Annotated in this window: 19 protein-coding genes and 2 pseudogenes; 8 read left to right on the top strand and 13 right to left on the bottom strand. The window is 66.6% G+C overall.

Annotated elements, in window-relative coordinates:
- Nucleotides 1-69: 69 nt before the first annotated feature.
- Nucleotides 70-459, top strand: a complete 390-nt coding sequence (locus A5724_RS26805) for a PPOX class F420-dependent oxidoreductase (protein WP_067809375.1) — start codon at nt 70-72, stop codon at nt 457-459.
- Nucleotides 456-651: pseudogene (locus tag A5724_RS34795) on the top strand (MTH1187 family thiamine-binding protein); the annotation flags it as partial. The gene A5724_RS26805 and the pseudogene A5724_RS34795, both read left to right, overlap by 4 nt.
- Before the next feature lie 31 nt (nt 652-682).
- Here the strand turns inward: A5724_RS34795 and A5724_RS26815 are convergent.
- Both A5724_RS26815 and A5724_RS26820 read right to left on the bottom strand, forming a co-directional pair.
- Nucleotides 683-973 (bottom strand): metal-sensitive transcriptional regulator, encoded by a 291-nt coding sequence (locus tag A5724_RS26815; RefSeq protein WP_067809376.1) that lies wholly within the window; start codon nt 971-973, stop codon nt 683-685.
- Between the two features lies 1 nt (nt 974).
- Nucleotides 975-1,565: a DUF305 domain-containing protein gene (locus A5724_RS26820; protein WP_067809378.1), complete on the bottom strand. Its 591-nt coding sequence runs from the start codon at nt 1,563-1,565 to the stop codon at nt 975-977.
- A 73-nt stretch (nt 1,566-1,638) separates the two neighbouring features.
- On the opposite strand from A5724_RS26820, the gene ilvD reads away from it, so the two are divergent.
- A complete protein-coding gene (gene ilvD / locus A5724_RS26825; protein WP_067809381.1) occupies nt 1,639-3,339 on the top strand; it encodes a dihydroxy-acid dehydratase in 1,701 nt (566 codons plus the stop codon).
- Between the two features lie 37 nt (nt 3,340-3,376).
- Here ilvD and A5724_RS26830 read toward each other — a convergent pair whose 3' ends face one another.
- Genes A5724_RS26830 through A5724_RS26855 form a run of 6 tightly spaced genes read right to left on the bottom strand, consistent with a single transcriptional unit; the run spans nt 3,377 to nt 7,551 of the window.
- Complete coding sequence (locus tag A5724_RS26830) at nt 3,377-3,745, bottom strand: SRPBCC family protein (protein ID WP_067809383.1); 369 nt, start codon at nt 3,743-3,745, stop codon at nt 3,377-3,379.
- A gap of 37 nt (nt 3,746-3,782) precedes the next feature.
- Nucleotides 3,783-4,445: an O-methyltransferase gene (locus tag A5724_RS26835; RefSeq protein WP_067809385.1), complete on the bottom strand. Its 663-nt coding sequence runs from the start codon at nt 4,443-4,445 to the stop codon at nt 3,783-3,785.
- Between the two features lie 10 nt (nt 4,446-4,455).
- The gene (locus tag A5724_RS26840) at nt 4,456-4,932 is read right to left on the bottom strand and encodes a TIGR04338 family metallohydrolase (RefSeq protein WP_067809386.1); all 477 of its coding nucleotides are present in this window, start codon (nt 4,930-4,932) and stop codon (nt 4,456-4,458) included.
- Nucleotides 4,929-5,678 carry a DUF2786 domain-containing protein gene (locus tag A5724_RS26845; RefSeq protein WP_067809389.1) on the bottom strand — a complete coding sequence of 250 codons (750 nt, stop codon included), beginning with the start codon at nt 5,676-5,678 and terminating at the stop codon, nt 4,929-4,931. Before A5724_RS26845 ends, A5724_RS26840 begins: the two co-directional genes overlap by 4 nt.
- Before the next feature lie 50 nt (nt 5,679-5,728).
- A complete protein-coding gene (locus A5724_RS26850; RefSeq protein ID WP_067809391.1) occupies nt 5,729-6,715 on the bottom strand; it encodes a hypothetical protein in 987 nt (328 codons plus the stop codon).
- The gene (locus tag A5724_RS26855) at nt 6,712-7,551 is read right to left on the bottom strand and encodes an alpha/beta hydrolase (RefSeq protein ID WP_067809393.1); all 840 of its coding nucleotides are present in this window, start codon (nt 7,549-7,551) and stop codon (nt 6,712-6,714) included. Before A5724_RS26855 ends, A5724_RS26850 begins: the two co-directional genes overlap by 4 nt.
- Nucleotides 7,552-7,564: 13 nt before the next feature.
- Here A5724_RS26855 and A5724_RS26860 point away from each other — a divergent pair, with 13 nt between their 5' ends.
- Complete coding sequence (locus A5724_RS26860) at nt 7,565-8,584, top strand: sigma-70 family RNA polymerase sigma factor (RefSeq protein ID WP_304528355.1); 1,020 nt, start codon at nt 7,565-7,567, stop codon at nt 8,582-8,584.
- A gap of 76 nt (nt 8,585-8,660) precedes the next feature.
- Here A5724_RS26860 and A5724_RS34800 read toward each other — a convergent pair.
- Nucleotides 8,661-8,765 (bottom strand): annotated as a pseudogene (locus tag A5724_RS34800) (hypothetical protein); the annotation flags it as partial.
- A 105-nt stretch (nt 8,766-8,870) separates the two neighbouring features.
- Between A5724_RS34800 and A5724_RS26870 the strand changes: the two are divergent.
- Nucleotides 8,871-9,995, top strand: a complete 1,125-nt coding sequence (locus A5724_RS26870; RefSeq protein ID WP_067809397.1) for an NDMA-dependent alcohol dehydrogenase — start codon at nt 8,871-8,873, stop codon at nt 9,993-9,995.
- Here the strand turns inward: A5724_RS26870 and A5724_RS26875 are convergent.
- The gene (locus tag A5724_RS26875) at nt 9,976-10,419 is read right to left on the bottom strand and encodes a MarR family winged helix-turn-helix transcriptional regulator (RefSeq protein ID WP_067809399.1); all 444 of its coding nucleotides are present in this window, start codon (nt 10,417-10,419) and stop codon (nt 9,976-9,978) included. The genes A5724_RS26870 and A5724_RS26875 overlap by 20 nt on opposite strands.
- A gap of 68 nt (nt 10,420-10,487) precedes the next feature.
- On the opposite strand from A5724_RS26875, the gene A5724_RS26880 reads away from it, so the two are divergent.
- Together A5724_RS26880 and A5724_RS26885 are read left to right on the top strand one after the other, a co-directional pair.
- Entirely contained in the window at nt 10,488-11,240 is a 753-nt protein-coding gene (locus A5724_RS26880; protein WP_067809402.1) for a pirin-like bicupin family protein, read from the top strand.
- Entirely contained in the window at nt 11,218-12,489 is a 1,272-nt protein-coding gene (locus tag A5724_RS26885) for a sorbosone dehydrogenase family protein (RefSeq protein ID WP_067809404.1), read from the top strand. Before A5724_RS26880 ends, A5724_RS26885 begins: the two co-directional genes overlap by 23 nt.
- On the opposite strand, the gene A5724_RS26890 is transcribed toward A5724_RS26885, so the two are convergent.
- Nucleotides 12,486-12,779 (bottom strand): GlsB/YeaQ/YmgE family stress response membrane protein, encoded by a 294-nt coding sequence (locus A5724_RS26890; RefSeq protein WP_067809407.1) that lies wholly within the window; start codon nt 12,777-12,779, stop codon nt 12,486-12,488. The two genes, A5724_RS26885 and A5724_RS26890, sit on opposite strands and share 4 nt — an antisense overlap.
- A gap of 165 nt (nt 12,780-12,944) precedes the next feature.
- Between A5724_RS26890 and A5724_RS26895 the strand changes: the two genes are divergently transcribed.
- Nucleotides 12,945-14,027 carry a phosphodiester glycosidase family protein gene (locus tag A5724_RS26895; protein ID WP_067809410.1) on the top strand — a complete coding sequence of 361 codons (1,083 nt, stop codon included), beginning with the start codon at nt 12,945-12,947 and terminating at the stop codon, nt 14,025-14,027.
- Nucleotides 14,028-14,109: 82 nt separating this feature from the next.
- On the opposite strand, the gene A5724_RS26900 is transcribed toward A5724_RS26895, so the two are convergent.
- Both A5724_RS26900 and A5724_RS26905 read right to left on the bottom strand, forming a co-directional pair.
- Nucleotides 14,110-16,386: a PE-PPE domain-containing protein gene (locus A5724_RS26900; protein ID WP_067809412.1), complete on the bottom strand. Its 2,277-nt coding sequence runs from the start codon at nt 16,384-16,386 to the stop codon at nt 14,110-14,112.
- Nucleotides 16,387-16,414: 28 nt separating this feature from the next.
- Nucleotides 16,415-18,730, bottom strand: coding sequence for a hypothetical protein (locus A5724_RS26905; protein ID WP_067809414.1), 2,316 nt, complete (start codon nt 18,728-18,730; stop codon nt 16,415-16,417).
- Nucleotides 18,731-18,912 lie beyond the last annotated feature (182 nt).

Genomic DNA, 18,912 nt, shown 5'->3' on the forward strand with positions numbered 1-18,912 from the left:
GGATGGATATCGCGCTAGAGCGAGTTGTGAGCTGGTAGCGGATTGCCGCTGAACCGAGAGAGGATTGTGATGGTCGAGATCCCCGAGGGGTACGAGACGCTGCTGGAACGTCCGCTGTACGGGCACCTGGCCACGACACGGCCCGACGGAAATCCCCAGGTGAACCCCATGTGGTTCGACTGGGACGGCGAAGTGCTGCGGTTCACCCACACCTCCAAGCGGCAGAAGTACCGCAACATCGCCGACAACCCGAATGTCGCGATGTCGATCAGTGATCCCGACAACCCGTACCGCTACCTGGAGGTGCGCGGTCTGGTGGAGAAGATCGAGCCCGATCCGACCGGCGCGTTCTACATGCACCTCAACGACCGCTACAGCGGGCCCAGGACGGAGCCTCCTGAGGACAAAGCCGACCGGGTGATCCTCGTGGTGCGGCCGACCGGGTACAGCAAGCAGTGATCGTCGCGTTCAGCGTCAGCCCGACGGGTGGCGACGCCAGCGTCGGCGCCGCGGTCGCCGAAGCGATTCGGGTGGTGCGGGCCTCAGGCCTGCCCAATGAGACAAACGCGATGTTCACCAACATCGGGAGGCCGTGGGCCGCCAAAAACAGATGAAGTGATGGCGGTCGTGAAGCAGGCGGTCGACGCCGTCTTCGACCGGCGCGCATCGAGGACGCGCTGGGCTAAGAGCGGACCAGGCGGGCGATGGCCGCCGACGCCTCGGCCAGTTTGGCGTCGGCCTCATCGCCGCCTTCGGCGACGGCCTGCGTGACGCAATGGCCGAGGTGCTCGTCGAGCAATCCGAGGGCCACCGACTGCAGCGCGCTGTTGACGGCGCTGATCTGGGTGAGCACGTCGATGCAGTACTTGTCCTCTTCGATCATCTTCGCGATGCCGCGAACCTGACCCTCGATCCGGCGCAGCCGCTTGGCGTAATTTTCTTTCTGCTGCGAATATCCGTGTGCGGCAGTCATTTCAGCCTCCCAGCATCTGCTTCATCTGGCCGATCTCGGCTTCTTGGGCGGCGACGATCTTGCCGGCCAGGTTCTTGGCGTCGACGTTGTCGCCGTTCGCGATCTCGGCCTTGGCCATTTCGATGGCGCCCTGGTGGTGGCTGATCATCGAGTCCAGCCACAGTTTGTCGAATTCCGCTCCGTTCAGCGACCGCAACTTCGTCATGGTCGCGTCATCGACCATGCCCTGCATGGCGGTGCTGTGCCCGCCGTGGCCTGAGTTCGTGTCGGGATTCTCGTTCCACTGCACCAGCAGCACCTTCATCACCTCGATCTCGGGTTGCTGTGCGGCGGAGATCTGCTTGGCGAGGTCGACCAGTTGCGGGTTCGTCGAGCGGCCGGGCACCAGTGCCGACAGGTCGACGGCCTGTTGGTGGTGCGGAATCATGTTGGTGGCGAACGCGACGTCGTCGGCGTTGTAGCCCGCCGGCTGCCCGGTGATCACCGGCTCGTCGGTCTTCGAATGATCGGTGTGGTCCGCCGTCGAGTCGCTGCACGACGACAGGACCAGCGCGGCGGCCAGCGCGACCAGCAGACGGGTCATCAACGTCATACGCCAAGGGTACCCCGTGGGGGTATCGATAACTGGTTTGGCCTCTCGAAACGCCGACGGCATACTGAAACCCATGCCCTCGAACTCTCCTGACATCAAGCCCCGCAGTCGTGACGTCACCGACGGTCTGGAGAAGACCGCAGCCCGCGGGATGCTGCGAGCGGTGGGCATGGGTGACGAGGACTTCGCCAAGCCGCAGATCGGTGTCGGGTCGTCGTGGAACGAGATCACGCCGTGCAACCTGTCGCTGGACCGGCTGGCCAAGGCCGTCAAGGACGGCGTGCACGCGGCGGGTGGTTATCCGCTGGAGTTCGGCACCATCTCGGTGTCCGACGGCATCTCGATGGGCCACGAAGGCATGCACTTCTCGCTGGTGTCCCGCGAGGTGATAGCCGACAGCGTCGAGACCGTCATGCAGGCCGAGCGGCTGGACGGGTCGGTGCTGCTGGCCGGCTGCGACAAGTCGCTGCCGGGCATGCTGATGGCCGCCGCCCGACTGGACCTGGCGTCGGTGTTCCTCTACGCAGGGTCGATCCTGCCCGGCATCGCCAAGCTATCCGACGGCACCGAGAAGGAAGTGACGATCATCGACGCGTTCGAGGCCGTCGGCGCGTGCGCGCGCGGGCTGATGTCGCGTGAGGACGTCGACGCGATCGAACGCGCCATCTGCCCCGGCGAGGGCGCGTGCGGCGGCATGTACACCGCCAACACCATGGCGTCCGCGGCGGAGGCGCTGGGCATGTCGTTGCCCGGGTCGGCCGCCCCGCCCGCCACCGACCGCAGGCGCGACGGCTTCGCGCGGCAGTCCGGTCAGGCCGTCGTCGAACTGCTGCGCCGCGGCATCACCGCGCGCGACATCCTGACCAAGGAGGCGTTCGAGAACGCCATCGCCGTGGTGATGGCGTTCGGCGGCTCGACCAACGCGGTGCTGCACCTGCTTGCCATCGCGCATGAGGCGAACGTGAAGCTGACGCTGGAGGACTTCACCCGCGTCGGCAACAAGGTGCCGCACCTGGCCGACGTGAAACCCTTTGGCAGCCACGTGATGACGGACGTCGACCGGATCGGCGGAGTGCCCGTCGTGATGAAGGCGTTGCTGGATGCCGGTCTACTGCACGGTGATTGCCTGACGGTGACCGGCCAGACCATGGCGCAGAACTTGGCGCACATCGCCCCGCCCGATCCCGACGGCAAGGTGCTGCGGGCGCTGTCCGAGCCGATCCATCCGACCGGCGGCATCACGATCCTGCACGGTTCGCTGGCGCCGGAGGGCGCGGTGGTGAAGTCGGCGGGCTTCGACTCCGACGTGTTCGAGGGCACCGCAAGGGTTTTCGAGCGGGAGCGGGCAGCGCTCGATGCGCTCGAGGACGGCACCATCACCGCGGGTGACGTCGTGGTGATCCGCTACGAGGGCCCCAAGGGCGGGCCGGGCATGCGCGAGATGCTCGCGATCACGGGCGCGATCAAGGGGGCAGGTCTCGGCAAGGACGTGCTGCTGATGACCGACGGCCGGTTCTCCGGCGGCACCACGGGCCTGTGCGTGGGACATATCGCACCGGAGGCCGTCGACGGCGGGCCGATCGCGTTCCTGAACGACGGCGACCGGATCCGCCTCGACGTGGCGAAGGGCACGCTCGATGTGCTCGTCGACCCGGCCGAATTCGAGGCCCGCAAGGCGGGTTTCGAACCGCTGCCTCCGCGCTACACGACCGGCGTGCTGGCGAAATACACCAAACTCGTGGGCTCGGCGGCGGGCGGCGCCGTCTGCGGTTAGTGCACCGCCTTCGCCACCGAACTCGGTGACCTGGTCGTTAGCGGGCCATCCTGGCGATCCGCTCCAGCGCGATCATGCAGACCGGCAGATACGCCGTCGCCCACCACGGCGCGCCGAACCGCACCCGGCATCCGCCGTCGGCCGGTTCGACGGCATGCCAGGTGGCGGGTATGCCCGCGACCTCCCATCGCCAGCACCGGCCCGCGTCGAATTCGACGACCGTGAATGGCAGCCAGACGCCGACGGGCGTCCAGATCCGCCCCCGCGAGTGCAGGCCCAGTGGGCCGGCGCCGTCCAGTTCGGCGCGCGACACCGTCGGCCCCCACTGCGGCCACGCGTCCAGGTCGACCAGGATGTGCCACACCGTTTCGGGGGACGCATGAACAAGTCGCGACACGGTCGGCATGCCATCCGCATGCCCGCTCGGCCCGCCGCTAAACGGCCTACTTGATCACAGCGACGGCGAAGCCGTCCCACCCCTTGGTGCCGACGGTCTGGATGGCCGCCGCGTCGAGTCGAGGGTGTGCGCCGATCAGGTCGAGCATGTCTCGCACGGCGCGGGCCTGCATGTCGTCGGGTGCCGGGTCGAGGACGCGTCCGAAGCGAGCGATGTTGTCCACCACGATGATTGAGCCCGGCTTGCCGAGCTTGATCGCCCACTCGACGTAGCCGACATTGTTCTCCTTGTCGGCGTCGATGAAGATCAGGTCGAAGGTCTCGCCGCGGTCGGCCAGCGTCGGCAGCGTGTCCAGCGCCGCGCCGACGATCACCTCCACCCGGTCGCCGACCTGGGCGTGCGCCAAGTTCTTTCGCGCCACCTCGGCGTGCTTGGATTCGAACTCGAGGGTGACGACGTGGCCGCCGGCGCCGACGGCGCGGGCCAGTTGGATCGTGCTGTAGCCGGCCAGCGTGCCGATCTCGAGCACACGGTTGGCCCGCATCGCGGTTGCGAGCAGGAACAGCAGCTTGCCGTGTTGGGCGGACACCTCGATGGCAGGCATGCCCGCGGCGTCACCGGCTTCGCGCGCCGCTCGCAGCGCGTCGTCCTCGGTACGCAACACGCGGTTGAACAGTTCGTCGAGCGCCTTGGGATCCGGCTCAGCCACCTGACAAACGCTACCGGACACCCTCTTTGGCGTAGACCACGCGGAGGATGTGCGCGGCTTCGGCCCCCATCACCGCCGCGGCGAGGTCGCAGAACGTCGCGACGAATTCCGGTCCGTGCGGCGGCTCCGCGTCACAGAGGTGGTGCGCGATCTCGTGCAGCACGACGAGTTCGCGCAGCGCCCACGTCGAGCGCCGATCGGGCACCGCAATGGTGGCGCCGTCGTCGGAGCGCTCGTAGTGGGCCGCGGTGGCGCCGCGGCGGGCCCGCACGGTCAGCGGCCGCTGCACGCCCATGTGCGTCAGCACCTCGTCAACGTAGCGCTGGACCGCAGCCACCGACGCGAACCGCCCTTCGGGAGGCAGCGTCAACTGGGTGCCGAAAAATTCGACGACGCGATTGCCGCGCTCGGCCGCCCGATCGAACAGCGTCCGGACGAATTCCTCAGCGGCATAGACCTTCGCCCGCTGGGTGTCGCGTGGCGTCACTTCTCCAATGCGGACCGTGCCCCGGCCAATTCCGGGCTGCCACCGAGGCGCGCCCTGCGGCCCGCCCGGTCACCCGCGCGCCGGGCGGCCGACGAGTAGCCAGCCGTGGCGCTGGACACCCGCCAGGTGCCGCGCGCCTGGGAGGTCTCCTTGTAGAAGTCACGCAGCTCGATGTCTTTGTTGCGCAACGCGATTGCAGTGCCAGGCTGGCTGCCGCGGCCGTTGGTGGCTTCACGCTGGGCCTGTTCACGCGCGTCCACCAGACGCTGGCCGATGCGGGCGCCGAACGCCAGTTGGAAGTTGATCCGCGCGGTGATCGTCGGGGTCGGCCGGTGCGCCCCCGACGAGATGTAGGCCTCAGAAGCCCGCACCATCTGCATGACCAGGCTGGCGTACAGCGCATGGCTGGCGTCGATGTCCTCGGCGAAGCCGTAGGCGTAGACGAACGTGGAGTTCGACGCCACATCGCATTTCACGTCGTTGGCATGCGCGATCACCGTGAACAACTGCACATAGGTGCGCAGCCCGCGCGTGCCGGCATTGCCGATGGTGATGGTGCGCTGCACCGGGGCCTGCGCCTTGGTGCGCTGATCGGAGTGCGCGCGGGCGACTGCCAAATCGATGGACGTCGCCGTGGCGAGCCGTTGCGCGGCGGCCATGAACGCGTCGGCCTCGTGCTGGTTGTCGGTCCCCTCGGCCTGGCGGAGCAGCGCGGCGATCCGCGCCAGCATCTTGTCGTCAGTCATGCGCGATCCGTTCCACTTCTCGCTCGCAAGTCATAACCGTCAGGCTATTTCTACTTGCTGACAAACACGTCGAGCGCGCCGACGACCTGTGGAGAAAGTGGGCCCTGTTTGGTCAGGTTGGCGACGCTGTCGCTGGGATCGTCGCGTAGCACGTGGTTGACGCCCTGCAGTCGCACCTCGGTGAGCGCGGTGTGCTTGAGCGCGTCGACCAGTGATTGTTCGGCGTCGCACTTGGCTTGGCTGTCGGTGTCCGAACAGGTCAGCAGGACGGGCGTGCCCGCGGGGATTCTCGCGGCCAACGCCAGCGGATCGATCTTGTCGGTCTCGACGACGGCCTTCACGTTGCCCGCGTTGACAATGGCGCCCAGCCCCTCGGGCAGCTTGTCGGGCACGGTGCCTTTGGTCCGGATCTGGTCGACGGCGGCCAGCCACGCTGCGAGGGTCTGCGCGCTGGCGTCACCGCGTACCCGGCTGGTGATGATGTCGAGATAGCGGCCCGGCAGCGGTTGAAACAGGCCCAGCGAGTGGATCTTTGGCGCGCCCGGCGTGGTGTCGTCGGCCAGCGTCATCGCATGGATGGCGCCTTCGCCGACGCCGTAGACCGAGAGCTTGTCCTTGTCGATGCCGGGTTGGCCGGCCAGATAGCGGATCGCCGCCTCGGCGCCTCTGGTGTAGACGGCGCTGACGACGTCGTTGGGCCTGCCCTGGTAGGGACCCAACCCGGTCTTGCCGGTGCCGACCTTGTCATAACGCAGGCTGGCGACGCCGTGGTCGGAGAGCAGTTCGGCGAGTTGCCTCATGTTGCCGATGGGCCCGACGACCGCGTTGTCGCCGTTGCGGTCCGTCGGCCCGCTCTCCGAGATCAGCAGCACCGCCGGTGCCGACCCAACGCCCTGCTGGTGGCGGTAGGTGCCGTGAATGGTCAGCCCGTCGGCCACCTCGAAGGTGACGTCGTCGTCGACCCAGGGATGCTCGTCCGACGAACAGCCGGCGAGCAACACGACCAGCGAAACAACAAGGAGTACAAAGCCTTTCAAAGGCGGACCTCGATCCAGGACGTGACGTCGTCGAGTACCACGGCGCGTTCGGGCTCATTGAACACCTCGTGGTACAGCTGGGGGTAGATCTTCAGGTGCACGTCGGCCGAGCCGACGCATTCGACCAGACGCTTGCTGCCCGCTACGGGAATCAGCTTGTCCTGCTCGCCGTGCACGACCAGCAGCGGCGCGGTCAGCGCGCCCGCCCGCTGCGGCATGGTTTCCCCGACACCGATCAGCGCCCGTGCGATGCCTGCGGGCAGCTTGCCGTGATGGACCATCGGGTCGGCGTTGTAGGCAGCGACCACTTCGGGGTCGCGGGACACCGCGTCGGTGGGCAGTTGTTCAACGGGCAGTCCGGGCGCGACCTTGCCGAGCAGTTTGGCGGCGAACACCATCACCGGGGACACCGCGTCGCTGGCGTCGACGGCCGGACCGGACAACACCATCAGCGCGTAGTCGGTCGGGTGCTCGACGCCGTAGGCGAACACGATGCCGCCGCCCATGCTGTGGCCGAGCACGATGCGCTTGAGCCCAGGGTGATCGGCGGCGGCGATGCCGACGAGGGTGTGGAAGTCGTCGGTGTACTCGGACATGTCGCGCAGGTAGACGCGTTTGCCGCCGGACCGGCCGTGGCCGCGGTGGTCGAGCGCGTAAGTGATCAGACCGGATTCGCCGAACCGCTGCGCGACGTGGTCGTAGCGGCGGGCGTGTTCGCCGTAGCCGTGGGCCAGCACGACGACTCCGGTCGGTTCGATGTCCGGCGTCCATACGTCGTAGACGATGCGCACACCGCCGACGCCGTCGAAGCTGCGTTCTTTGCGGGTAGTGGCCATCAGGGGAACATTAATGAGTGCGTGGCCCGCCTTGTCGGAGGGGCTGCGTAAGCTCGGCCAGGTGACCGTCCTCGCGCACGAAACCGATGACGAGTTCCTGCTCAAGGCTGAGCCGCACCGGCGTGAACTGCTCGCGCACTGCTACCGGATGACCGGCTCGTTGCATGATGCAGAGGACCTGGTCCAGGAGACATATCTGCGTGCCTGGAAGGCCTACGGCGGCTTCAAGGGCCAGTCGTCGCTGCGGACCTGGCTGTATCGGATCGCCACCAACACGTGTCTGACGGCACTGGATTCGCGACAGCGCCGCCCGTTGCCGACGGGGCTGGGCCTGCCCAGTTCGGATGCCAACGCAGAGCTGACCGAACGCGCCGAGGTGCCGTGGCTGGAGCCATTGCCGGACGACTCGGCTGACCCGTCGACAATCGTCGGTTCGCGGGAGTCGGTGCGGTTGGCGTTCGTGGCGGCGCTTCAGCATCTGTCGCCGCGGCAACGGGCGGTGCTGGTGTTGCGCGACGTGTTGCAGTGGCGGGCCGCGGAGGTTGCTGAGGCGATCGGCTCGTCGACGGCGGCGGTCAACAGCCTGCTGCAGCGGGCCAGGGCGCAACTCGACGAGGTCGGGCCGAGCGAGGACGACCAGATCGCCGAGCCGGAGTCGCGGGAGAGCAAGGACTTGCTCGACCGCTACATCGCGGCGTTCGAGGCGTACGACATCGACGAGCTGGTGAAGATGTTCACCGACGACGCGATCTGGGAGATGCCCCCGTTCGACGGCTGGTATCAGGGGCCGGAGGCCATCGTCACGCTCACCCGGGTGCACTGCCCCGCGGAGGGGCCGGGCGATATGCGGTTTCTCCGCACGACGGCCAATGGTCAGCCGGCGGCGGCGCTGTACATGCGCAACAAGGAGACCGGCAAGCACGAGGCGTTCCAGTTGCATGTGCTCGACATCGAGCCGGGTGGGGTTTCGCATGTCGTGGCGTTCCTCGACACCGCGCTGTTCGAGAAGTTTGGCTTGCCCGCGTCGCTCTAGGCGTCGAGTGCTCGCACACCCGGGCCACTATCACCTGCGGCCGGTATCGCAACATCTCCCCGCTGACACGGACGATCATCCACCCCCGCGCGAGCAACTCCGCGTGCCGTTCGATGTCGTACGCATATTGCGGGTGCTCGCCGTCGTGCTCGACACCGACCTTGAACTCCTCGCAGCCCATGTCGACCTTCGCGCACTGGGCGCATGACTCCGTCTAGGCTGCCATCAGCACTGGCCAAGCGGTTAATTGACAGCTGTTTTGGAACGTGTTCTATGATCGCGACTCATGAAGACCAAAGGGGCCCTGCTGTGGGAGCTCAACTCTCCGTTCCGCGTCGACGAGATCGAGCTCGGCGACCCGGTCGCCGATGAGGTGCAGATCCGGATGCATGCCGCGGGCATGTGCCACTCGGACTACCACCTGACCACCGGCGCCACTCCCATCGGTCTGCCCGCGCTCGGCGGCCACGAGGGCGCAGGCGTCGTCGTCAAGGTCGGCAAGAACGTCACCGGCATCGAAGAAGGCGACCACGTCATCCTCGCGTTCATCCCGGCCTGCGGCGAATGCCCCCCATGCCTGAAGGGCTACCGCTCGCTATGCGACCGCGGTGCGGTGTTGCTCGGCGGCAAGGCCATCGCCGACGGCACCAGCCGCGTGCACGCGGGCGGCACCGAGGTATCGCCGATGAACCTGCTCGGCACCTTCGCCCCGTACATGACCGTGCACAAGGACTCCGTCGTCAAGATCGACAAGGACATCCCGTTCGAGACCGCCGCGATCATGGGGTGCGCGGTGCCGACAGGCTTCGGCTCGGCCACCAACGTCGCCCAAGTGCAGCCCGGTGAGACGGTCGCGATCGTCGGCGTCGGCGGCATCGGCATGAGCGCGCTGCAGGGCGCTGTCCTGTCCGGCGCCCGCAACGTCATCGCGATCGACCCCAACGAGTGGAAGCGCGACCAGGCCATCAAGTTCGGCGCCACCCACGTCTACCCGTCGATGGCCGAGGCCATCGCTCCGATGATCGACGTCACCCACGGCCTGATGGCCGACAAGACCATCATCGCCGTCGGCGAGATGCGCGGCGAGTACCTCGAAGAAGCGATGATCCTCACCGCCAAGACCGGTACCTGCGTGGTGACGGGCATGGGCGCGATGACCGACGTCGACGTCAAGCTCAACCTGTTCCTGTTCACGATGTTGCAGAAGACGTTGAAAGGCAACATCTTCGGCGGCGGCAGCTCGCACATCGAGACGCCGAAGCTGGTCGGCCTCTACAAGTCCGGCCAGCTGAAGATCGACGAGATGGTCACTCAGACGTACTCGCTGGAGAACATCAACGACGGCTATCAGGACATGCTGGACGGCAGAAACATCCGCGGCGTCATCAAATTCAGCGAATCCGACTGGTAACCGATTCGATCACCGCCCCGAACGCTCGCAGCTGCGCGGCGGTCAGCCCGTCGAACACCACCGACCGCACCAGTTCGGCGTGACCGGGTGCGGCGGCCTCCAACGCCGCGCGCCCGGCGACGGTGAGCGAGACCGTCGCGCCGCGACGATCCTCGCCGCTGCCGCGCCGGTCCACCAGGTCGCGTCCGCGCATCCGCCGCAACTGATGTGACAGTCTGCTCTGCTCCCAGCCCAGCACCTCGGCGAGTTCGTTGATCCGTTGCGGCCCGCGCTCCGACAACGCCACCAGCACGTCGTAGTCCGCCAGCGACAGCTCGCAATCCTGCTGTAGTTGGCGGTGCATCGCGGTTTGCAGGCGACTGGTCATTTCCAGGTACCCTCGCCAGATCCGCTGTTGCTCGTCCGTCAGCCACACGGAATACATGACACATCATCTATGTTGTCGCAGTCAACGCCGCCCGCCTAGGCTGGCCGAGACAACAGGAGCAAGCCATGACCATTGACATCCGGCGCGCCGACGATCGCGCGAAGACCAAGATCGCCTGGCTCGACTCCAAGCACTCGTTCTCGTTCGGCAGCCACTACGAGCCGGAGAATACCCATCACGGCCTGCTGCTGGTCAACAACGACGACATCGTCAAGCCCGGCACCGGGTTTGACACCCACCCCCACCGCGACATGGAGATCGTGACGTGGGTGCTACGCGGATCACTGGTGCACCAGGACTCCACCGGCCACTCCGGAGTCATCTATCCCGGTCTGGCCCAGCGGATGTCGGCCGGGCGCGGCATCCTGCATTCCGAGAAGAACGACTCGTGGACGCTGACCGGATCCGAAACCCACGACCAACCAGTGCATTTCGTGCAGATGTGGGTGGTGCCCGACGAATCCGGTATCACGCCCGGCTACCAACAGCTCGAGATCGGCGACGAACTGCTGCGCGGCGGCCTTGTCACCATCGCCTCGGGCATGCCGGAGCACAGCGACGACACCGCCATCACCATCCGCAACCGCTACGCCGCGCTGCACGGCGCGCGCCTGCAACCGGGGCAATCCGTCGAGCTGCCCGAGGCGCCGTATCTGCATCTGTTCGTGCCGCGCGGTGAGGTGACGATGGAGGGCGCGGGCGAGTTGCACGAGGGCGATGCGGTGCGGTTCACCGCGTCCGGCGGTCAACGCGTCACCGCCACCGCTCCCGCCGAGATCCTCGTCTGGGAGATGCATGCGAGTTTGGCTGCGGCATAAGCGAATTAGCGTCGCGCTGCTTGGCGTCGCGCTGATCGCGGGCTGCTCGTCGGAGCAGCAGGCACCCGACACCTCGACCGTGACCGCGACACCCACGGCGGTCCGTCTTGTGCCGGTCGCCGTGCAGGTCGATCCACGTCTGACGCAGGCCCCGTTCGACCAACCGCGCCAAGCGCTTGTGCCGCCGGGTTGGACGCTGTCGGTGTTCGCCCGCATCCCCAAGGCCCGCCTGGCCGCGTGGACTCCCGACGGCAAACTGCTGATCTCGGTGCCGAGTCGCGGGCAGATCGTCAAGCTGGACGCCGGCCGCGACACAGTGCTACTCGACGGGCTCGACCAACCGCACGGAATGGCCTTCGCGGGCAGGGCGCTCTACGTCGCGGAAAGCGATCAGGTCGACGCCTACGACTACACCAACGGCGCCGCCGTCAACCCCCGCACTGTCGCAGGGGGACTACCCGACGCCAAGAGTCCCGACCTGGGCGGCGCATACGCCCATGCCCTGAAGAGCGTCGCCGTTGGGCGCGACGGCGCGGTGTACTTCTCCATCGGGTCGACGGGCAACATCACCGCCGACGACCGCACCGCCACGCCGCCGCGTGCCACCATCATGCGGATCCCGCCCGGTGGCGGACCCGCCGCACCGTTCGCGACGGGCGTGCGCAATGGCACCGGCCTGGCGATCGCTCCCGACGGTTCGGTGTGGACGGCGGTGAACAACCGCGACAATGTGGCAGACCCCGCGACCGGACAGGTCGACGCCGGCTACGTCGGCGAGCACCCGCCCGAATCTGTCGCCCGGCTGACGCCCGGACGCGAATTGGGTTGGCCCTATTGCAATCCCGATGGCGGCCCAGCCAACTTGCCCCTGATCCGCGACGTTCAGACCAACGCCGGCGGCGCCAAATTGGACTGCGCATCGCTGCCGCCGATCGAGCAGAGCCTCGGCGCGCACGCCGCTCCACTCGGCATGAGCTTCACCCAGAAGGCCCTGCCGGCCCCGTATTCCGTCGGCGCGCTGATGGGTGTGCACGGGTCATGGAACCGGCAACCGCCGTATCCACCCGAGGTGGCGTTCTTCCCTTGGCGGGACGGCAGACTAGGCGACAAACAGACGTTGGTCGGCGGATTCCAATCCGATGACGGGACGCGCTGGGGCCGCCCGGTCGCCGCGGTGGCGGGACCGGACGGCGCCGTCTACATCACCGACGACTACGCGGACGCCGTCTACCGGCTAGCGCCGCGTTAGTGCGCCGCCCCGGTGCGGGGACCCGCGCCGCGCTTGCCGGTGATCGCGAGGTACAGCGCGATCAACACGATGGCGACGACGATGCCGACCAGGAACGGGATGATCGCGAACCCACCATTGGAATTCGAGTAGCCAATTTGATAGGTCACCCATGACCCGATCAGGGAGCCGAGCGCGCCCAACACGATCGTCATGATCACGCCGATGTTCTGCTTGCCCGGCATGACGAGCCGAGCGAGCGCGCCGACGATCAATCCGACCACGAGTGCGCTGATTATTGTGCCGATCATTTCTGCTCCTCACGTTGGAAGTCCGACCCAACGCGGATTACCCGCTCCGGCGAAAATGACTCAGCTAAACCTGCGATCCAACCGATGCTGAGCTGTTACCAAAGTTGACTGTGTGTTCGCTGTGACTAATGTTGTGTAGTTCCTAGCAGTTTCAGCAAAGGGGCGATCGTGCCGACAGCACCCGGATACCTGCGGCGATTCGCCGCGTGTGCCGCCGCGCTGACGGTATCCGCCGCGGTGGCGACGATGGTCTCCCCCGCCGCCCGCGCGGCCGATGGCCGCACCTTGTTGGCCAACGCGATCGCGTCAACCCGAGGCTCCTACCTGGTCTACAACTTCGGGGGCGGCGCGCCCGCGCCGATGCTCAACGCCGCCGGCAACTGGTATGAGATGACCAGCGGTGGGCACCTGATGATCATCAAGGCGGCCGCACAGCGCCTCACGCCGCGTCTGCTCGTCGACTCACACGCTGGCTACCAGAGCCGCTGTGAACGCGACCCACGGGCCCGCACCGGCGAGGGGCTGTGGCAGGCATCGGAGATCTACACCCCACTGCAGGCGTGGCAGGCCCTCGGGCAACCGACCATCGCCGTCAACGCGAACTTCTTCGACGTCCGCGGCCAGCAGGGTGGTTCGTGGAAGTCGACCGGATGCAGTTCCCCACTCGGCGCGTATGTCGACAACACCCGCGGCCAGGGCCGGGCCAACACCGCGGTGACGGGCACCGTCGCCTACGCGGGCAAGCAAGGGCTGTCGGGCGGAGGCGAACACTGGAGTGCGCTATCCACCATGATTCTTCCGGTGGCGGGTGCGCCATATGTGGTGCCGCCCAAGGGTCCTGGCGATTACGACGCCGCGACGCCAGCGATCCAGGGTCTGCTCGACAGGGATGTCCGGTTCGTGGCGGTCAGCGGCATCGGATTGCTCGCCCCCGGCGACACCGGGCAACTCAACGACGCCGGTCCCAGCGCTGCGCGTACCGCGCTGGCGTATTCGAAGGCCAAGGACGAGATGTACGTCTTCCAGGGCGGCAGCTATACGCCGGACCAGATCCAGGATCTGTTCCGCGGGCTCGGCAGCGACACCGCGATCCTGTTGGACGGCGGCGGGTCGTCGGCCATCGTGCTGCGCCGCGACACCGGCGGCATGTGGGCGGGCGCGGGAGTGCCGGACGGCAACTGCGACACCCGTCAGGTGCTGTGCGACTCCCGCGAACGTGCGCTACCGAGTTGGCTTGCGTTCAATTGACGGCTCAGCCGTCGGCGTTCCATTGACGGCTCAGCCGTCGGCGTTCCATTGACGGCTCAGCCGTCGGCGTTCCATTGACGGCTCAGCCGTCGGACGATGATCCGCCCGTCAGATTCTTCGTCAACCCGCCGAGGGCGCCGGTCAGGCCGCCAGTGACACCGCCGACGGTGTTCGTCACACCACCGACGACGCTGCCTACCGGATTGCTCGGCGGCTTCGGGGACGCTGACGGCCCTGCCGGCTTGACGGTTCCGGTGGAACTGGTCGACCGCGACGTCGTGGTGCTCCTGGTGGTGGTCGGCTTCGTCGTCGACGTGGTCTTGGTCTCGGGCTCCTCGGCCGGTGTCTGCTCAACGGCGGTGGTCTGCGACTGCCAGACCGGGACGGCCGGCGGTGGCGCGGCGGCCGTCGTGGTCGACAGCGTTACCGACTTCGCGGCTGCCTCCGGCAGCGCGTTGGCGGCCACCGGCGCCACCTGTTGCGTGATGACGCCGGGCAGGCCGTTGAGCAGATCGCCGAGGCCGCCGAGCGGGCCTAACACACCGGTCAGCAGCTTGAGCAGGCCGGTGATCGCGTTCGGCGTCCCCGGCGTCGGGTGCCCGCTGAAGAACTCCTTCTGGAAACCCCGCACCAACGATCCGACGACGTCGGCGGGCACCTGCGCCCAGTTGATGTCGGGTAGCGACATGAACGGAGTTGGTACGCCCGCCTCGTCCAGGGTTCTGGTGTACGTGCCGTCCGGGTTGCGGACCACGTCGGTGTAGCCGAGATTCACCAGACTGGTCATCGCCGGGGCGAGCGCATTGGCCAGCATGCCAAGCGGATTCATGTTGGCGAACGCGCCCATCGTCATCAAGTTCGTCAAATCCGTTGCCAGATAAAGGGGTTCCAGCAGCGGCAGGCTGTTCGTCGGCAGCGTCAGGTAGAGGTTCAGCGCCAGTGGGTCGTTCAGGTTGAGCGTGCCCGCCAGCAATGCCTGGACCTGCGCGAGAAGTTGTGGACTGATGTTGGAGGTGTCGATGCCACGCAGCAAGTATGTCGGCAGCATGGCGCCCACTACCGAGTTCGCCATCGAGAACGGGTTGGGCCACGCCGGGAAGTCGGACATGATGTCGTACTCGACGGTGGCGTCGACCTTCACCGGAATCAGGTTCGCGCCGCCCACCGACAGCCCGGTGTTCAGGATCGGGATGCCGCCGCTGCTCTGCACGTGGGTGTCGGGCGTCACGGTGTCGATGCCGAACAGACCGGCGATCGGGAAGAATCGCGCGAACAGCCCGCCGTTGCCGCGACCGGGGTTGCGCAGCAAGATCATTGGCAACACCGTGTAACTGCCGAGCAGCGGGTCGGTCGCCTTGGTCGGAGACTTGGCGCCGCCGGGTTGGTACGGCAGTTGGTCGACCACTTGCTGGTATGCGGAACCCGCCGCGAACGCGCCGAGTCCGAACCCGACGACGATCGGCACCCGCACCTTCGCCGCGTCGACGTCGACGGGCAGGTTGTTCACGATCTTCTTCAACGCCGACAACAGATCGCCGACCGGAACGTTGACCGGCAGGTTGACCCGCAGCCCGATCGGCAACCCCAACGGGTTGGCGAGGATGTTGCCCAGCGGCAGGTCGACGTTGCCTTCCAGGCGGTCGATCAACGTGGTGAGCAGACCCTTGAGCCCGATGTCCAGATACGTCGTGCTGTTGATGGCGTTGGCGACCGAATTCGGGAATCCCGGAACCCAGCCCAGATCCAAGCCGAGCATCTTCAGCAATGTGAACGGCGGTCCGGAGGTGATCAGCTTGACGCCAGGAAGATCCAGATTCGACAGATTGAGCGGATCGCTGAGGTCAAGCCCGAGCAGGCCCAGCAGGTTGATCAACGTGGTGTTGCCACCGGCATCGGTGATACCGAGCGTCGAAAGTGCCGACAGCAGAACAGGAGTCAGGATCGGCCCGACGCTGTCCAGCAGCACGCCCCCGAGATTGATCGGGATCGCGCCGAGCACACCTTCGAGAAGCGCCGGCGGGATCTTCTCGAGCAGGCTCGGAAGATCAAGGCCCGCCGACTTGCCCAGTGCTGGCAGATTGAGATGACCAACGAGTGCGCGCAGCAGCATGTCGCCGATCTGCTGCGCGAAGTCGTAGCCTGCGGTGCCGAGGCCGCCGGTCAGGTCCGGGATCTGGTTGGGATCTGTGAAAGGGCGGTACGCCGCGGTCAGGTCGACGTTCTGGTGCACCACCGCAGGCACGGACGCCGGCGGTGGTGGTGCGGCGGCGACAGTCAACGCGCTCACCGTCGCCGTCGCCACGCCGACGACCGCAATCCTCGTCACACGATTCCCGGGCTTGCGGTGTTTGCGTGACATGGTGCACCGTCGCTTGTCAATTGCCGCCTCAGGCAGCCGGTTTGGCGGCAGTCTTCGGTGCTCCGCCGGCGCCGCCGGCCGCGGAGTCCTTCTCGGTGTCGGTCTTGTCGGTCTTGTCGGCCTTCGGCTTGGTGGTCTTCTTCGGTGCCAGGCTCTTCAAGACGCCCGCTACACCGGTGGCGACTTCGTGCGTCGCTCCGCCGACCACGCCGGCGACCGTATGCGTGGCGCCGCCGACGATGTCGCCCACCGGATTCCTCGGCGCCTTCGGCTTCGGTTTCGTCGTAGTCGACTCGTCGTCGGGCTTGGAGTTCTCCGGGGTGGTCACCGCGGTCGATTCCTCTGTCGGCGGTTCGGTTTCGTCTGCGGCGTGCTTCGGCGTCGCGCCGGTGTCGTCGGGCACCGGCGTGCCGGCCGGTGCGGCGTGCCTGCCGTTGACCTCGTCGGCGCTGGGGTCCGTCGACAACGTGATCATCTTCTTGGTGTCGGCCGTAGTCACCGCATTGGCCGCGACGGGCGTAATCGCATCGGTGATGAGGCCAGGCAATCCGTTGATGATGTCGCCGAGACCGCCGAGTGGGCCGAGCACTCCGCTGAGCAGCTTGAGCAGTCCGGTGATCGCGTTGGGTGTGCCGGGTGTCGGGTGGCCGCTGAGGAACTCCTTCTGGAATCCCTTGATCAGCGAGGTGATGACGTCGCCCGGCACCTGGCCCCAGTTGACGTCGGGGAACGACATGAACGGGGTCGGCACACCCGCCTCGTCGAGCGTCCTGGTGTACGTGCCGTCCGGGTTCCGCACCACGTCGGTGTAACCGAGATTGGTCAGGCTGGTCAGTGCGGGCGCAAGCGCATTGGCCAATCGCTCGAACGGATTGGGGAATGCCCCCAGCGGTGTCAAGTTCACCGCGTCGGCCAACAGGTACAGCGGTTCGAGCATCGGGAGTGTGTTGGAGGGCAGCGTGAGGTACAGGTTGAGCGCCAGTGGCTCGTTGAGGTCGGTCGTGCGCTGGATCGCGGCTTGTATCTGTTCCGCGAGTTGGGGAGACACGTTCGAAAGATCGAAACCCCGTAGTAGATATGTCGGCAGCACCGCTCCGACAACGGAGTTCGCGATGGAGAACGGGTTGGGCCATGCCGCGAAGTCGGACATGATGTCGTACTCGACTGTGCCGTCGACCTTTACGGGCAGCAGGTTTGCGCCTCCCAACGACAGGCCGGTGTTGAGTAGCGGTATTCCCCCGCTGTGCGTCGCTTGGGTTTCCGGGGTGACGGTATCGATGCCGAGCAGGCCCGCCAACGGGAAGAAGCGGGCGAACAGGCCGCCATTGGCGCGACCAGGGTTGCGCAGCAACACCATCGGCAGCACCGTCAGACTGCCCAGCAGCGACGGGTCGCCGGTGTATGCCGCGCCGCCGGGCTGGTTTCGCAGGTCTGCGACGACCTTGTCATACGCGGCGCCGGCCGCGAAAGCTCCGAGGCCGAAGCCCACGGTAACCGGTATCCGGACGTCGATGGCGTCGATGTCCGGCAGCGTTTCCAGCAAGGGATTCAACAGGGCCTCGAGCGCTGGAATATTGGTGCGATCCAGCACTTCTTGAAGCAGGCTGACGACCCCGACCTGAAGGTACTTCGAGTTGTTGATGTCGTTGGCGACCGAATTCGGCAGTCCAGGAACCCAGCCAAGATCCGCCCCCAGCAGCTTGAGCAAGGTGAAAGGCGGTCCAGCGGTGACGATGTTCACCCCGGGCAGGTCAAGGTTCCCGAGGTTGAGAACGTCACCGAGATCCAGCCCGACCAGTTGCGTCAGTAGATCACCCACGCTGTCGATCCCCAGCGCCGAAAGTGCAGTGGCCAGAAGCGGTTCGAGGAGCACGGCGGTCGCATCGGGCAGTCCCAGTCCGTTGACCAGCGCCTCCGCGAGGTCCCCAGGAAGGATGGGGATGACGTTCAGCACGTCCTGCAGCAGGTTTCCCGGCAGCTGATCGAGCGTGCTGCCGAGGAGGCCCTCCAGGATGCTGTTCGGGTCGAGGCCCGCGGCCCTCGCGAGCACCGCGAAATTTAGGTTGTTCACGATCGCACGCAGCACCGTGTCCGCGACGGTCTGCGAGAAGTTGTAGGCGGCGGTGCCGAGGCCGAACGTCAGATCCGGGATCTGGTTCGGGTCCGTGAACGGACGGAACGCGGCGGCGAGGTCGACGTCGTGTTTGGCGACGACGGGCGCCGGCGCCGGTTTCGGCGGGGGCGGTGCCGCGCCGACAGTCAGCGCCGTGGCCGTCGCGGTCGCGACGCCGACGACGGCGATCCTTTTGGTGCAGCTTTCGGACGTGCGATGCTTGCCCGGCAACTTCGACCCTGCCCTTCCCGCCCCCGTCTTAGGTTTTTCTAAGGTGACCGTAGCACCGAACATGGCTCGCGGAACTAAATTGCTGCAGAATCTTCACGCGCGTCAGCCGGAACGCCGCTGCAAATAATTAATGACGGGTATGTCAATATCGTTCGGCGCTAAAAATGCAGGCCAGTAGCGGT

Origin of the sequence: Mycobacterium sp. ACS1612, assembly GCF_001667505.1 — a bacterium.
Lineage (GTDB): Bacteria > Actinomycetota > Actinomycetes > Mycobacteriales > Mycobacteriaceae > Mycobacterium.